This window comes from Candidatus Accumulibacter sp. ACC005 (assembly GCF_907163215.1).
GTDB classification, from domain to species: domain Bacteria; phylum Pseudomonadota; class Gammaproteobacteria; order Burkholderiales; family Rhodocyclaceae; genus Accumulibacter; species Accumulibacter regalis.
Genome location: NZ_CAJQUB010000009.1, coordinates 92,528 through 106,489 on the forward strand (window position 1 = coordinate 92,528; position 13,962 = coordinate 106,489).

The window sequence follows — 13,962 nt, forward strand, 5'->3', positions numbered from 1 at the left end:
GACCAGACGTAGAGCGCCTCGTGCCGAATGCCCGCTTCAAAGCAAACACCGGACGCTGATTGTTGTCGCTCACGCTGGTGCTCATCGCCGCAAGATTCCGCCACCAAATTTGTGCGGTTTTACGCCGCCGCTAACGCCATTCCCTGCTGCTGGCAAAGCGAGGTCGTTGGAAAGCGCATTCAACCGCGCCGTTCGTCCTTACGTACCGAGACGCTCTGTCGAATTCGATCCTATCAGGACGCATTTCGCCCGCCGTAGACCGAAGTGTCTGCGTAACATCGTAGCTGTTTCCTCCCCTGCAGCACTTTCCCCGGCCGCCGTGCCGGGGCTTTTCGGAGGGGGTTCGGTGAGCCTCCTGCGAACAGCCCATTGAGTTTCGATCCCGCACCGTAAGGCGCAGGATGGATGTGTGGTAGCTGGCCACGAAAAAACAAACAGCATCATGACCCCGCCGGGGAAGCGTATCCCGGCAGGGCTACCTTCATGCCGAGCGGAACGTTCCAACCGGCCTTGCCGTGGCCTTCCCCAGGATCCCGGCATGGGGTGCTTCGGAAGGTCCCGACCGGGACATTCCATGGAGGCACCTGCAATGAAACAGGCTTATCAAACACAGAGCGTCAAGGAGGACGCACGCGGGCGCTGGGAGCGGGTCCTGCCCGATCTGGCGCCGGCGTTGAAAGAGGCTGTGGAGCGGCGAGGGAAGCATGTCCCTTGTCCGGTCCATGGTGGTCGGGATGGCTTTCGGGTTTTTCCTGACGTCGATCAAACCGGCGGTGGCGTCTGCAACACCTGCGGCTTTTTTGCCGACGGCTTGTCTTTGCTGATGTGGGTCAACGACTGGGATTTCAGTCGCACGATCCGCGAAGTGGCCGAGCATGTCGGCGGCCAGCCCGTCAGCAGCACGCACAGGCAATGGCCGTCGGTCGCAAGTGGTACGTCCGACGACGCCACCCGCCGCGAACACCTCAATCGCACTTGGCGGGAATCCCTCCCGCTGACGCACCCGCAAGCCGAGCCGGCGCGACTTTACCTGGCGCGGCGCGGTCTGTCGGCAACGTCGCCACAAACCCTGCGTTTTCATCCCGAGCTGGGTTACTACGCCGATCGGTGTCTCGTGGGGCGCCATCCAGCCATCCTCGCCCAGGTCACCGGGCAGGGGGGCGATGCAGTGACTCTCCATCGCACCTACCTGACGGTCGATGGCCACAAGGCGCCGGTTGACGCGCCCAAGAAGCTGATGCGCCATCCCTCGGCGCGACAGCTAACCGGCGGCGCCATTCGGTTGATTGCTCCCGGGAGTCGCCTGGCGGTGACCGAGGGCATCGAAACCGCGCTTGCCGTCATCGAAGCCACCGGTCTGCCCGCCTGGGCGACCGGAAATGCCCATCTTCTGGAAACCTTTGTTCCTCCTCCAGGAGTGCGCCAGGTTCTGGTCTTCGCCGACAAGGACCGGCCGTCGCGACAGCACCCGTCCGGACACGGACAGGAAGCGGCGAGGGCATTGGTGACTCGGCTCTGGGCCATGGGGATTCAAGCCGGTGCGATTGCGCCAGCGCTCACGATTCCCGACGGCCAAAAAGGGGTCGATTGGCTCGATGTGTTCAATCTCGCAGGGAAAGCAGGTTTTCCCACGCTCGGCAGCGTCGACAAGGCGCTCACCCGGGCCGCCTGACGAGGAGGTGACCATGTACGGCTTCATCGACTTCAGCCGGATCACTACCCAGCCAGGCGGTTTCGGGCCTTTCGCACCGCCAGTCGGATGGCAGGGCGACTACCGGCAATACCTGCAAACCCGTTTCGATGGGGACATCGGTGTGCGACAACAGATCCTCGTCGTCGGCCGAATCCTCGTTCGTCAACCGGACGGTACACGCGCCAGGTTTCTCGGCCCGCATGCCGTCGAGGCACGGAAATTTGCCCTTTCCGCAGGCTCATCAATCAGCCGCTGCTAACGCAGCAGACTTACCCGGCCTTGGCCGATTTTTCCATCCCACGGGGAGTGTATCGCTCCCCGACGGGGACGGTGCCTTCCCGTTTTTTACTGGAGGCACCATGTACGACAAATTCACACCCCTTCTCGAACAGGCCCTCACCGAGCCCGGGATCGTCAGTCAGGCTTTCCGCCGGTTTCACCGCTTCAGCGTCGGCAACCAGATCCTGGCGGCCGTCCAGCTCCGTCAAAAGTGCCTGCCCCTGTCGCCCATCGCGAGCTTCAGTCGCTGGAAAGCCCTGGGTCGGTCCGTCTGCAAGGGACAGAAAGCACTCTCGCTGTGGATGCCGATCACCGTCAAACGTCGCGGCACGAACGCGGTTTCTGACGACTCCGGCGATGCCGGCGGCAGCGAAGAGGTATTTACGCGCTTCAAACTCGCGCCGCGCTGGTTCAGCCTGGAGCAGACCGAAGGTGAGGCCTACGCCGAGCCTGTCGAATCGCCCCATTGGGATGCCGAAGCGGCTTTGGCCGCGCTGGACATCACGCAGGAGCACTTCGATTACCTGGACGGCAACGTCGAGGGCTATGCGGTTCAGCGCCGCATCGCGGTCAGTCAGTTGGCCGAGCATCCCCACTCAACGCGTTTTCACGAGATGGCTCACGTCGTTCTCGGGCACACCCTGGAAGGCGACTGCCATGACGCCCCGTCGACGCCAAGAAGTGTTCGCGAAGCCGAGGCCGAAGGCGTGGCCTTTCTCCTGTGTTCGATCCTCGAGTTGCCAGGCCGTGATGAGTCGCGAGGTTATATCCAGTCGTGGCTCAAAAACGGTCAGCTCCCGGAAAGATCGGCACAGCGGATCTTCAGCGCCAGCCAGAAGATTCTCGAAGCCGGCCGACCCGTTAGCCAGCCAACCTTAACGGATTAAGCCGCAATCTTTGAACCCCGCGGGGCGCGCATCGTCCCGCAAGGGGAGGGTGCCGCCCCGTTTTTCTATTGGAGGTACCCCAGATGATCCATTCAAGCAATCGCGAACTCCTTTCGATCGTACTCGGCGACGAGGCAGCGTTGCTCGCCACCCGCTCGCTGGCCGAGCTTTTCGGGCTGCGCGCGCCTCGGCAGACCGCTACCCTTGGCACGGCACAGGAGCTTCTTCCCTATGCCGTGCCTGACCGACTGATGGCGGCCCGGGAACTCCTTCGGCGCGCCCTGGCGGAAGAGCTTACGGAATCGCCTGTCAGCTTGTCTTCACCGACGGCGGTTGGCGATTACCTGCGTCTGTTTCTTGGCGGGCAGGAGTACGAGAGTTTCGTCGCGCTGTGGCTCGATGGGCAGAACCGGCTGATCGCCGGGATCGAGCTCTTTCGCGGGACGGTGACCCAGACGTCGGTCTACCCCAGGGAAGTGGTCAAAGCCGGCCTGAGGCTGAATGCCAGTGCCGTCATCCTGGCGCATAACCATCCCTCGGGGCATCCCGAGCCGTCACGCGCCGACGAGCTGCTGACCAGCGAGCTCAAGAACGCCTTGGCGCTCGTCGACATCCGGGTGCTCGACCACTTTATCGTGGCCGATACCGCAGTCATGTCCTTCGCAGAGCGGGGGCTGATCTGACCAAAAAAATACCCGCCACCTCGGCGGGTATTTTTTTGTCTGGAGCAGATCGGCGATGAACGGTCGAATGTAATTGCTAATTACACAACTGCTCGGCGAACGTAATGATCAGCGAAGCCGACCGGAGAAGACCACCGTGCCGCGAACAACGGCGTCGTCTGGCAGACGCATGATCGGTGTCGGCCAGTTGGGATTGAGCGTCTTGAGAAAACGGCCTTCCGGCGTGAGCACCAGCCGTCGGAAGAGAGCGGTTTCGCCATGGAGCACCACGACATCCTTACCGTGCGCCGCGGGAACGCGCGGGTCGACGAAAAGGATCTCGCCTTCGCGGTAGCCGTCATTTCCGTTCATCGCCTCGCCGAGCACAGGGAGGGCGAAGGTCTCGTCGCTGTGTTCGACGGGGCAAGCCAGCCATGCACCCTGGTCCTGATCGTTTGGTGAGTCGGTGGGCAAGAGCTGTTCCCAGCTCAACACTGGCACCACGCCCCTGGCGAGCATGTGGGCGGAGATCGGCTTCCGGCCCGCCAACTGATCCGGCGTGACCCCGAGTTCGGCGGCGAGCTTTTCGAGCGTGTCCTGCCGCGGATTCTTGGCCTTCGAGCGCTCCCTGAGAATCCGGTTGATGGCCGGCTGCGAGACACCCGAACGATGGGCCAACTCGGTCTGAGTCAGGCGATGTTTGCTCATCAGCGCTTCAAGGATTTCTGCCACCGGGTTTCCGCTGGCGGCTGCTGTGGAGTCGATCTTCATCATAGATCATCCGCTTTTTGGTTGTGCTATGCTCTAAGTGTAATATATAATGCGTTCATGTGGCAACTTCTTGATTGTCTATCATGGAAAAGCGCGACGTACTCAAAATCAATAGGCAGTTCCTGCTGCTCACGCGCCAGCTGGCGCGGGAGGGAAGGGCGGCAGAGATCATGACCGGCTTACCCCGTGCCGTGATCGAGAAGGTGGCCTCGCTCGACATGGACGAAATCGACGAGCTGGCGGAGACAGTCCCCGTGTCGCTCTACACTTTCCGATTGACGGACTCGGCGCTTGAGCGGCTGCTGCAGATGCCCAGGGATGCGAAGAGCACCTACGCCGAAGCGACCCTGCTCTAACGGTCATGTCGGCGCTGCTTGCCCTTGATGAGTTGGAAAACAGCCGGGTGGCCCACGAGCTGATCCGTTTGCGCCTGCGCGTGCCGATCGTTCATTACCTGACGAACATCCATCCGAAGCCGCTGCGCATGCGCTGGCGGCAGGTCCACGGTGAAAGTCCGCACAACGGGAAGCTGCCGGACTCTGTCAGACCCTTCATCACCAACCCAATGATGCTGGCCAAGCTCTCCAGTTTCGTCGCTCTCTACAACCGTCTTGACGAGGGGGATGGCCGGTCGGTCACCGCAGCGATGCTGTTGTCGGCGTGGGAAGTGCATGGTCGTGTCGGTAGCGCTGGCCTGGACATCAATGCCGCGTGGTACGCGATCAGGGATGTGCGATCGAGGATCGTCGGCTGGCAGCGTTGCGCACGGTGTCAGGCCATGTACATCTACGAGCCGAATGTGTCGCATGCGCGATCGTGCCCGTTTTGTCGGCTGGCGAGAGCGCGATGCTGAGGCTGTCTCTTTAAGGTAAAGCGTCGGGTGGGTGAGGGTGAGGTCGCGCCAGGTTTCCGCATCCGGGGCTGCTCTCGGCAAGACATAGCGCAGTCACTAGCCTCGCGGCGGCAGGCAGCGATCAGGTCGGGAAGCAGAGGACTCGTTTTCGGGCGTCACCACGAAATGGGCCGATAGCGGAGGAGGGCCGGTCCTCAGACGGTGTCGGCACTGCTTGGGGTCAGCAAATGAACCGAAGGCGAAGCGTGCATCGGGGCATCTCGTCGGAAAACGGTACCAAGAGTTCGAATCCCCGGCGTCCCGCCAGGAACGTCGCAGCAAAGCTCTGCGACAAAAAACGAACACCCCGCTGAACGCCTTGTTCCGCGGGGTTTTTCGTGTATACCTGTTGACCTCGCCATTTCTCAAATGTCATTCTCTGGTTTTTACGGGCCAATTCTCTCTAAACCTCGTGACTTCGAGATTTTAGTGCGTAACTTTTAAGTTGCTGTTATTACGTGAGAAAAAATATGCGCTGACGGGGGGGCGGGCATGTGCTCTGGGTCAGCCAGGTACGCCAACGCGAAATCTCTGCTTGGTGTCGGCCAGAAGGCTGCCGATTGTTAGCGTTCAGAGTTGTCGGGTCCGCAGCCGGTAAGACCCGAACTCTAGCAGCCTGTCGGACTTTCCGAAAAGACACTTCCTTTAGAGAAACATAGACTTAGAATAATCGCATGATCCGCAGGAGTCGCCAAATAATGCGCCGTGCATTTTTCGGGGCGATTTCCGCCAAAAAGTCTGGCTCACGGCAGTTGTAGTAGCCGAGACTTCTAAAAATACACACATTCAATCAACGAGTTGCATATAGCATATCCGAGATTCCTAAGTCCGACAGGCTGCTAGCGGAAATACTCCGAATTCGGTGCCGAAAATGCTGGCATCGCCGTCCGTTGCCCGCGAGGTACGGTCTTTGGCTCGGGCAGTCTGCTCTACAGCACAGTGAGATTTTTCTCCGCCTGCGCCAGCCGCCGCGCCATTTCTTCAAGCTTTGGCTGCAGAGCAGCGGCGCGCGACGTAGCTTGCTGTCGGAACCGTTGAAGTTCGCGCGACCCCGCTCTAAGGCTAGCCTCGAGGGCCACCTTCCGGACACCAAACTTGGTGCGCACGGCATTCTTGTCGGCCTCGGATATTGCGTTAGCGGGATTAAAGGAGAACCTGCGCTCGCAACTAGCCCTCCAGTCGACGACAGCTCGGGTCAGCCCGTCGCCAAAGCCGCGTACCTGGAGCACTCGAGAGCTGCTTACATCGGCGGCGGTTTCGATGCCGAACGAACGTAGCGCCGCCTTGCGGGCTGTACCGACACCCGGGATGTTCGCAGTATCAATGAAGCAGCCATCCAGGAACTTCCGCCTCTGTCGTTCTTGCGCGGTCGAGTGAAGCTTATCCAGCTCATGCTTTTCAGTTTGGGGCAATAATTGGTACTCATCCCGCAGCTTGAGCAGATCGCTCCGCTTTGCCAAAAAGCCTTCGGCGCCAGCCTCTTCCTTGGCTTGTACAACCAGCTGGTCGTAGTCTTGCTTCGCCGATTGCTGGATGGCCTTTCGGCGATTGCGCTCGGCTGTACGCTCGCTTGAGCCTACCGACCCCGCCATAGTCCATCCAAAAAATCCAGCGATGAGCCACAGAAACCAACCATTTGGTGCTGCGACCAATACCGCGATTACTATGCCGACGACCAAGAGCCTATAGAAGGTGATGGTCCCCTCGCCTGGGATGTTGGAAGGACAGGGCTGAGCAGACAGCCTGCTGGCGTCGAAGCTTGGTACGCTAACTGGTGGTGGCGCCTGTACTGACTCAATGACTGCCCAAGCTTGCGCCAAGACAAAACCCGAGGTCGTCCCCGTGTACGTTACGCCGAGGTCGATGAAGTATATAGCGCCCTGTTGCTCAAGCGCACACCATGGGCACCTTGCAAGGTGGTCCGGGTACAGGTGCATCGAAGAAACACCACAAGGCTTTAGCCGGCCGCGCACTGCATCCAGAGCGGCGACCCACTGCTGGGACGTTGGCCGGCCACTCGCCGCGCCCTTCTCCGTAAACGCAAGGTGAAACATCGCCTCCATCGCGTCTGGGACGATGGACAGAGGAATAGAGCGAGGTGGCGGCCCGACGCCTCGGGGGTGAGAGTCCCGCGCATATGCGTATCTATATGCCTTGATGTCGGATTCCAGCGTATCTCCGACCCCACTTCTGAGTGGCACGCCAGAGTACGGGTGCCGTCCACCGAAGAGCAAGTGGAATATCAGCAGAGCCAAGCCAAAATTATCGTGGTGTGCTGTTCGCGTGAACCCTGCGAACGACGAGAGCCCTTGAAGCTCCGGCGGCGTAAAATGAGACACCCCCACTTCGCACAGGTGTAGGGTGCCGCGAGCATTCACCTGGAACGAGTCGCAGTCGATGAGCACAACTTTGCTGTCACTGCCGACTAACACGTTGCCTTGGTTCACGTCGCCGAGCACGTGCCCGTGCGAGTGCAAGGTCTCGAACGCTGCCGCGGTGTTTCGCGCTACGACGAGTAGGAATTCCCACGTCGCCTTCGGCCGCTCTTGTCGTCGATGTGCTGGGCTGTAGACCATGTGGACGGGGTCTCGCCCCACCACTTTCGGCATCAGGAAACCTACAACGGGTCCGCCGCGCGCCGAATGAAGCGTGTCTTGGGGCCAACCGGCGTAGCTTAGAAGCTGTTTGTCTACCGTCGATGCCATGAAACTGAGCTTGGCTTGTTTCTTCGCGTCGGGCAGCCGGTGGTAGAGCTTGGCCACCTGTTCCGCGCGTCCAGGTACCTCGAAGACCGAGCCCTCGCCGCCTTTGCCAAGCTCACGGCCGATTTGAATCGGTGTCCCATTGGCGGTTACGAGCGTCTTCGGCATGGCTCAGCGTCATGAAAGCAGAACGGCGATCGCCAGTGACTTGTCGTCATCCGTTCGCTCGTTGACCGACGGACTTCCCAGAAACCGCACCAAGGCGCAGTGCAACTCATCCTCTTTGTCAACGGTCGCACTGGCAAGTACCTGGAAAAACTTCGCGAAGAAGGGCTCATGCGGCTTGTTCGTCACCATGTCCAGCACGAGACGCTGTAGCCCATCACTGAAAACTGCAACGCGAGTTGCGGGAGCCGGGTAAGCCTTGGTCGCGAGTATAGTCACGGCCTCTTCGTCCGTCACGAAGTGGGTCATGTTGGCGTACTCGCCAGACATCGGCACAATAGCGGTCTCCAACCCACTTCCGGCATCCAGTACGATACCGCCGTCCCCTACCTGCATCACCAACGTTCCGAGGGCCGAGGAGAGTACTCCCAAAAAAGTGCAGGCGAAGTCCCGCGCCTTGAGCCCTTCTGTCTCGGCGCGGCTGTAAATGCGCTCGCGGATGGCGACAACGCATTCGACGGCGAGGTCGTCGCTGAGCCCGAACTCCTTATGGGTGAGCTTGTTCGCGATGAAGTCAGCTGCCGCCTGAATTGCCAGTTCAGCCCCTTCGCCGCCGCGAGAGGCACTTCCGGCTCCGTCCGACACGAACATTGAGAGAAACGGCTGGCCCTCAGCCGTCACCTCTACCGCTGCCCAGCAACTATCGTCGCAGGTAGTGCCAGCGGCAATGTGCGAGGTGCCAATCTCAGACGCAGATACGACTCGCCAAGTCACACAGACGCCCATCCAGTCGGTGCCGCGAGCGGAACCTCGGTACCCGGAGTGGACTTGGACACGGAGCGCAACGAACTGGAGAGCCAGCTGAACAGCTCGCGAAATTTCAGACCGTCAAGGGACAGTGGCTCTCGAACACTGATTTGCTTCAGGATATCCATCCGGGCCCCCCTCACGCCGATGGCGAAGAAGGCAAACTGTTTTGAAGCCTCTCCTTCTCGAATAGTCTCTGCTGCCGCTTGCCAAGAGTCGGTCGGAGCACCGTCTGTGATTAGGAAGATCCACGGGCGGTAGTAAGAGATGCCACTCGACCTGTAGTCGCTCTTGCGATCTCGAACAAGGTCCAGCGCTTGCATGATGGCGCCGCCCATTGGTGTGTCGCCCTGCGAACGCAGCATCGGTGGAAAGAATGTCGAGGCGCCGGTGAACGGCATTTCGACCTTGGTCGGACCGAACGTCACGATGGCAACTTCGACCCGCTTCATCGCCAGAGCGTCGGTAGCGAGTTCGTCCCTAAAGGTCGTCAAGCCGGCGTTCAGTTCGTCCAGCGGCTTGCCGTTCATCGAACCCGATACGTCTAACAGCAGCACGCAAGGGCAGCGCGGCTCCGGATTGCTAATGAAGTCGTTGGTTTCAAATGAAATTTGTTCGCTCACGGGGTCTCCCTAGGAGTTGTGGCGCCTAGTGAATGAAAGTGTATCGAGAAGGATAGGGGGGGATATCTGACGGTGTCGCCGAGAGTATATATACTAGCCCGCATCAAGTGTCATCAGTTCAGGGTTCTCTTCCAGGACCTCCAATCGCCGCATTGACGAGTTGTTGCCAATCAAACTGCCTGCCTGATCTCCACGCGGAGAGGTGGGCGCGCCACACGCTTGCGTATGCCCATCGACATAGGGGCGATTCAGTTTCACTGCTGTAAGTTCTGCATAGACGAAACGAGGACGCTAGCTAAGCGCTTTTTTACACGCTTCATGCGCTTACGGATAATCTCGGAAGGTTTCCCAACTTAATGTCGGATCGATTGCCAGTCGATGCTGGCCTCAATGGCCGCAAACCCTGGTTAGGACTGAGTTTGCATCAGTTTTCGAGGATTCAAGTGAGGAAAATAGGTTCAGCCGCCTGCGACGTACCGTCAAACGGCAACGCACCATCCTCGGCATCGTCTTGCGCGAAGTCCGCCGCAAGCTGAGCACAATCAGCGGGGGCTGTGCCACGGCCATCGCTCGTCTGAACACGCTGCTCGAGCGCGCCGAACGCATCCGCACGCAGCAAATCAACGACAAGAACAAGCTTTACGCCCTGCATGCCCCCGAAGTTGAGTGCATCAGCAAAGGCAAGGCGCGCAAGCGCTACGAATTCGGCGTCAAGTCCAGCATCCTCGTCACCCACAAGAGTGGTCTGGTCGTCGGCGCCCGGACCTTCCCCGGCAACCCTTACGACGGTCACGTTCTCTCGGCGCAGCTGGAGCAGACCCGTATCCTGCTTGAAGATACCGGCAAACCACCCAAGCAGGTCTTCGTCGATCTGGGCTACCGCGGCGTCGATCGTGAAAATCCGAACGTCGAGATCATTCACCGCGGTAAGTACTGCTCACTGACCCAACAGCAGCGTCGCTGCCTCAGGCGCCGACCGGCGGTCGAGCCGACGATCGGGCATCTGAAGGCGGATCACCGGATGAATCGCTGCTGGCTACCCGGGAAACTCGGCGATGCGCTGCACACGGTGTTGTGCGCTACCGGCTTCAACCTGCGTTGGTTGTTGCGGGCGATGGTTCGCCTGGGCCTGAGGGCGGTTTTTTTTGCGCTCGCTGTGGCGGGCTCTGCTGGCAGCGATTTCAGAAAACGAGGCTCGGCGGGATGCGCGTCGCGCACCGGGCGTCGTGTTTCAGGGCTGGTAAACGGATTGTGCAGGGCCGACCAGGTCGGTCGTCGTCCGTTCCACACGAAACGACATATTGCGGAGGAAAGGCCGCCATTGTCCTCCATGCCGAGGGCGGCAGACTGCCTTCCTCGGCCCGGAGCAAGCGTAAGCGAGCGGGCAGCGATGTAAAGGGTTCGGCTGCGCCCGGACTACGTCCGCCCTTGACATCACCGCCCCCTCAAACTGCAAAAACCAGCGCCCGTTCCACAGGAAACGACATAGAGCCCTCGCTACGCCTGGGGTGACGGCAGCTATTGCAAACCTCGACGTGACAGTTTCTGGATGTACCTACAACGGTTTCAATCGCCGTATGTCGGGGAGGTTGGCAGTTTATTCTGCCAAGAAGTATGCCCAGCTCAGCCTCTCTGGTTTTTCAATGGGTGTAGGCAAAATCGCGGCATCGTTTGACATCCGCGCGACGATGCGAAGATAGCCGATAGGCTGCATCGACTGGGTAGAAATCCTGACAGGAATCAGTGATGGCAAGAAGACGGAATAGCAGCGCCTTTGAAGACATCTTCGGAATTGCGGCGATGCTTCCGTGGTGGGTCGGGAGCATCTTGGCTCTTCTTGCCTACGTGATCCTGCACAGGTATGCGTCTGCGGATGTGCCGACCAATGTGCCCCCTGGGCAGATTGGTGAGATGGTCGTTGGACAGATGACCAAGACGCTGGCGTTCTACGGCCAGTTTATCGTTCCGCTGTTGTTGTTGGCCGGAGCTGTCGCATCCTTTCTGGGACGGCGTAAACGTGAAGGCCTCGTTCGCGATGTCGCTGGCGATAAGTCCGGCGAGAACCTGCGCACCCTGAATTGGAGCGATTTCGAGTTGCTCGTAGGTGAGGCATTCCGGATGCGCGGTTTTTCAGTGGCCGAAGCCGGCGGCGGTGGTCCCGATGGCGGCATCGATCTGGAATTGAGGAAAGGCAGCGAGGTCTTTCTCGTGCAGTGCAAGCAGTGGCGGGCCTACAAGGTTTCGGTCAGTGTCGTACGTGAATTGTTTGGTGTGATGGCATCGCAGGGCGCGACCGGAGGATTTGTTGTCACTTCGGGCACCTTCAGTGCCGATGCACGCTCGTTTGTGGCAGGGAAGAACATCGAGCTCATCGACGGGCCGGCGCTCAAAGCCATGATCGAACGAGTCCGAGCTGCCCGACCTGAGATGGCGGTGTCGGCCGGACGAGTACCGGCCAGCGTGCAGACATCCGCACAGACCGCCACGCCAGCAGCAGAGCCAACCTGTCCCCGGTGTGGCGGCAGGATGCTGAAGCGCATTGCGAAACAGGGAGCGAACGCAGGAGGGGCCTTCTGGGGATGCACGGCTTTTCCGAAGTGCCGTGGGATCAAGACAATCGAGTAGCGCGTTTCTGGAGTGAGCGGATGCACCCTTCTGAGGGCATGCAGCACGAGACCGGGCTCCGACTGAGGCCAACGAAGCCAGGCAGCGGACATCTGCTGCAGTTTTTTGCGCAAAATCGGGACTCTTGGCTTCTGTCCCCAGAACCTGTGGGTAGCGCTGTGCGGAAGCGGTGGACAAGCTGTGGAAATCTGCCCTGGACCGGCCTCTGCCAAGCGAAACTCTCCGCCGACCAAGAATTAGGCGTTGCCAGCAACCAATGAGATGGTGCGTCGGGTCGGTTGGGAAGCGTGGACGACGTCCTTTCCCAACGCTCGAAGGCTTACCGGACCACAGGACCGGCGGGGCGCAGGCGGCAAACCGAGCTTTTCTCGGGGCCGCTCATCGCGCCGCAACGCCTCGTGCTCGTAGGCGTTACAGCCCCAGTGCGAGCTTCCGAATGATCGTAGTCGCCGACTTCTTCACGTCGGCTTCGTTATCCTCCATCGGGTGCTGCAAATTCGCCGAAGCCTGACCCCGCGACGAACCCTGACGCAAGTCCCTCAAGCCGACCATCGCCAGAACTCTGAGCCGTTCCGCCCGCGCTCGTGTCGCCACGGTACCAAGATCGGCAAGCAACTCCGGGTAGGTGCCCGTCGGGATCTTCACCACAATGCGCAGCGACGACATCTCAAGCGCCCATCCGCCAGAACCCGCGCACGTTCGCAAAAACCGGCGCCTCCGGCGTCGACACCTTGAGCTGCGGGAACGCGTCCTTGATCGCCTCCTCAAAGAACCCCGCGCCGCCGCCCACCAGCAGCACCAGGTCAGCACTCGCGTTCTCCTTACGCAGCGATTCCCGCAAGCGGGTGGTGACGATCGGCCCGACCTTGTCGGCAGCCTTCTTCAGGTAGGGTGCGACTTCGACCCGCTCGCCGAGAAGACGGACCTGTGGGTGTCCCTTGCGGAGCGTGTGCTCAAGACGTTCTCTGCCGACATTGCCCCCGAAATCCTGCGCGATCAGGCGAACGGCTTCATCCAGGATCACCGAAGACGCCTCCAGGCTCGTTCCGCACGACTGGCGTCGCAGTTCGCCGTTGCCGATCAGAACCCAGCCGACCGAGAAAAAGCCGGGGTCGACCACCAGCACCCGGCTGTCTTCGATTTCCGTGGCATCCGGTAATCCCCAGACGTAGTCGACGAAGCCTCCCACGGGCTGCGGGACGACCTTGACCTCGCTCACCGTGATCTTCCGCCGCGGCGTGATCTGGTGCTCTCCCCGCATCTGCCCGGCCAAGCGCTCGCGCAACTCGGGGTTGAGATATTGAGTGACCGGTAGCCCGGTCACAAGCCGGTCGATCTGGTCCAATTCGGCAAGCAGAAGCCCGGCATGGAAGAGGGCGCGATAAGAGGCGGTCGACGGGTAGTCCTCGTGCAACTCGCGACTCCAGAGCTCGGCACGATCCGGCGATAGACCGGCGACAAACGGTGCCCCGTTCACGAGCACGCGCAGAAAATCTTCCTCGCCGTTGCTGGCAATCTTTTCTCCGAGCCGATCGGCCGGCGCTGCGCCGGCGGGTCGCAGCAGAACTCGGGGTTCGCCACCGGGGTCACCGCAGGCCAACTTGAGGTTGGAATAGCCGATATCGATTCCGAGAACTGTCATGTCAGGTTTTCTCCTGGGTCACGTCATTACCCAGCGTGCCCGGAAGTGGGCAGCGAAGCCTGGCAGACGCACTGCAGGAAACCTGCAGGCACACAAGAGGAGCGTTCAAGGTTCCTTCGCGCGCTCAGTGCGCCGCCAGTGCACCGGATGCTATGGAAACGGTCGGCCCAGCGGGATTCGAAAAGCGACCACGAAGGACGAATTTCGCCGAGGC

Annotated in this window: 13 protein-coding genes and 1 pseudogene; 8 read left to right on the forward strand and 6 right to left on the reverse strand. The window is 60.4% G+C overall.

Translation table 11 applies throughout. The features are described 5' to 3' along the window. The first annotated feature begins 589 nt into the window (after window positions 1-589). The 4 genes from QZ613_RS11365 (at window position 590) to radC (ending at window position 3,542) form a co-directional block, all read left to right on the forward strand. Complete coding sequence (locus QZ613_RS11365) at window positions 590-1,672, forward strand: primase-helicase zinc-binding domain-containing protein (protein WP_291982485.1); 1,083 nt, start codon at window positions 590-592, stop codon at window positions 1,670-1,672. 13 nt (window positions 1,673-1,685) lie between these two features. Next, window positions 1,686-1,952 carry a hypothetical protein gene (locus QZ613_RS11370; RefSeq protein ID WP_291982487.1) on the forward strand — a complete coding sequence of 89 codons (267 nt, stop codon included), beginning with the start codon at window positions 1,686-1,688 and terminating at the stop codon, window positions 1,950-1,952. Continuing rightward, a complete protein-coding gene (locus QZ613_RS11375) occupies window positions 1,915-2,859 on the forward strand; it encodes a DUF1738 domain-containing protein (protein ID WP_291982489.1) in 945 nt (314 codons plus the stop codon). Before QZ613_RS11370 ends, QZ613_RS11375 begins: the two co-directional genes overlap by 38 nt. Before the next feature lie 83 nt (window positions 2,860-2,942). Continuing rightward, window positions 2,943-3,542 carry a DNA repair protein RadC gene (gene radC / locus QZ613_RS11380; RefSeq protein WP_291982491.1) on the forward strand — a complete coding sequence of 200 codons (600 nt, stop codon included), beginning with the start codon at window positions 2,943-2,945 and terminating at the stop codon, window positions 3,540-3,542. 108 nt (window positions 3,543-3,650) lie between these two features. Here the strand turns inward: radC and QZ613_RS11385 are convergent, their stop codons facing one another. Beyond that, a complete protein-coding gene (locus tag QZ613_RS11385) occupies window positions 3,651-4,295 on the reverse strand; it encodes a LexA family transcriptional regulator (RefSeq protein ID WP_291982493.1) in 645 nt (214 codons plus the stop codon). A gap of 80 nt (window positions 4,296-4,375) precedes the next feature. Between QZ613_RS11385 and QZ613_RS11390 the strand changes: the two genes are divergently transcribed. Together QZ613_RS11390 and QZ613_RS11395 are read left to right on the forward strand one after the other, a co-directional pair. Then, window positions 4,376-4,648: a hypothetical protein gene (locus QZ613_RS11390; RefSeq protein ID WP_043569162.1), complete on the forward strand. Its 273-nt coding sequence runs from the start codon at window positions 4,376-4,378 to the stop codon at window positions 4,646-4,648. A gap of 5 nt (window positions 4,649-4,653) precedes the next feature. After that, window positions 4,654-5,145, forward strand: a complete 492-nt coding sequence (locus QZ613_RS11395; RefSeq protein WP_291982495.1) for a FlhC family transcriptional regulator — start codon at window positions 4,654-4,656, stop codon at window positions 5,143-5,145. Window positions 5,146-6,113: 968 nt separating this feature from the next. On the opposite strand, the gene QZ613_RS11400 is transcribed toward QZ613_RS11395, so the two are convergent. From QZ613_RS11400 to QZ613_RS11410, 3 genes are read right to left on the reverse strand one after another with little or no spacing between them, the layout of a single operon-like run. Further along, window positions 6,114-8,054 carry a helix-hairpin-helix domain-containing protein gene (locus QZ613_RS11400; RefSeq protein WP_291982497.1) on the reverse strand — a complete coding sequence of 647 codons (1,941 nt, stop codon included), beginning with the start codon at window positions 8,052-8,054 and terminating at the stop codon, window positions 6,114-6,116. Window positions 8,055-8,063: 9 nt separating this feature from the next. Beyond that, window positions 8,064-8,825 carry a PP2C family serine/threonine-protein phosphatase gene (locus tag QZ613_RS11405; protein WP_291982499.1) on the reverse strand — a complete coding sequence of 254 codons (762 nt, stop codon included), beginning with the start codon at window positions 8,823-8,825 and terminating at the stop codon, window positions 8,064-8,066. Then, a complete protein-coding gene (locus tag QZ613_RS11410) occupies window positions 8,822-9,481 on the reverse strand; it encodes a VWA domain-containing protein (RefSeq protein ID WP_291982500.1) in 660 nt (219 codons plus the stop codon). The genes QZ613_RS11405 and QZ613_RS11410 overlap by 4 nt, the downstream gene beginning before the upstream one ends. 454 nt (window positions 9,482-9,935) lie before the next feature. Here QZ613_RS11410 and QZ613_RS11415 point away from each other — a divergent pair. Together QZ613_RS11415 and QZ613_RS11420 are read left to right on the forward strand one after the other, a co-directional pair. After that, window positions 9,936-10,625, forward strand: a pseudogene (locus tag QZ613_RS11415) (transposase); the annotation flags it as partial. 602 nt (window positions 10,626-11,227) lie between these two features. Continuing rightward, window positions 11,228-12,106: a restriction endonuclease gene (locus QZ613_RS11420; RefSeq protein ID WP_291982502.1), complete on the forward strand. Its 879-nt coding sequence runs from the start codon at window positions 11,228-11,230 to the stop codon at window positions 12,104-12,106. Window positions 12,107-12,517: 411 nt separating this feature from the next. On the opposite strand, the gene QZ613_RS11425 is transcribed toward QZ613_RS11420, so the two are convergent. After that, a complete protein-coding gene (locus QZ613_RS11425) occupies window positions 12,518-12,772 on the reverse strand; it encodes a hypothetical protein (RefSeq protein WP_291982504.1) in 255 nt (84 codons plus the stop codon). Between the two features lies 1 nt (window position 12,773). Beyond that, entirely contained in the window at window positions 12,774-13,748 is a 975-nt protein-coding gene (locus tag QZ613_RS11430; RefSeq protein ID WP_291982506.1) for a ParM/StbA family protein, read from the reverse strand. Window positions 13,749-13,962: the final 214 nt, after the last annotated feature.

Coding starts and splice junctions, on each gene's coding strand:
- QZ613_RS11365 (WP_291982485.1), top strand. CDS start 590: ATGAAACAGGCTTATCAAACACAGAGCGTCAAGGAGGACGCACGCGGG.
- QZ613_RS11370 (WP_291982487.1), top strand. CDS start 1,686: ATGTACGGCTTCATCGACTTCAGCCGGATCACTACCCAGCCAGGCGGT.
- radC (WP_291982491.1), top strand. CDS start 2,943: ATGATCCATTCAAGCAATCGCGAACTCCTTTCGATCGTACTCGGCGAC.
- QZ613_RS11385 (WP_291982493.1), bottom strand. CDS start 4,295: ATGATGAAGATCGACTCCACAGCAGCCGCCAGCGGAAACCCGGTGGCA.
- QZ613_RS11390 (WP_043569162.1), top strand. CDS start 4,376: ATGGAAAAGCGCGACGTACTCAAAATCAATAGGCAGTTCCTGCTGCTC.
- QZ613_RS11395 (WP_291982495.1), top strand. CDS start 4,654: ATGTCGGCGCTGCTTGCCCTTGATGAGTTGGAAAACAGCCGGGTGGCC.
- QZ613_RS11400 (WP_291982497.1), bottom strand. CDS start 8,054: ATGCCGAAGACGCTCGTAACCGCCAATGGGACACCGATTCAAATCGGC.
- QZ613_RS11420 (WP_291982502.1), top strand. CDS start 11,228: ATGGCAAGAAGACGGAATAGCAGCGCCTTTGAAGACATCTTCGGAATT.
- QZ613_RS11425 (WP_291982504.1), bottom strand. CDS start 12,772: ATGTCGTCGCTGCGCATTGTGGTGAAGATCCCGACGGGCACCTACCCG.
- QZ613_RS11430 (WP_291982506.1), bottom strand. CDS start 13,748: ATGACAGTTCTCGGAATCGATATCGGCTATTCCAACCTCAAGTTGGCC.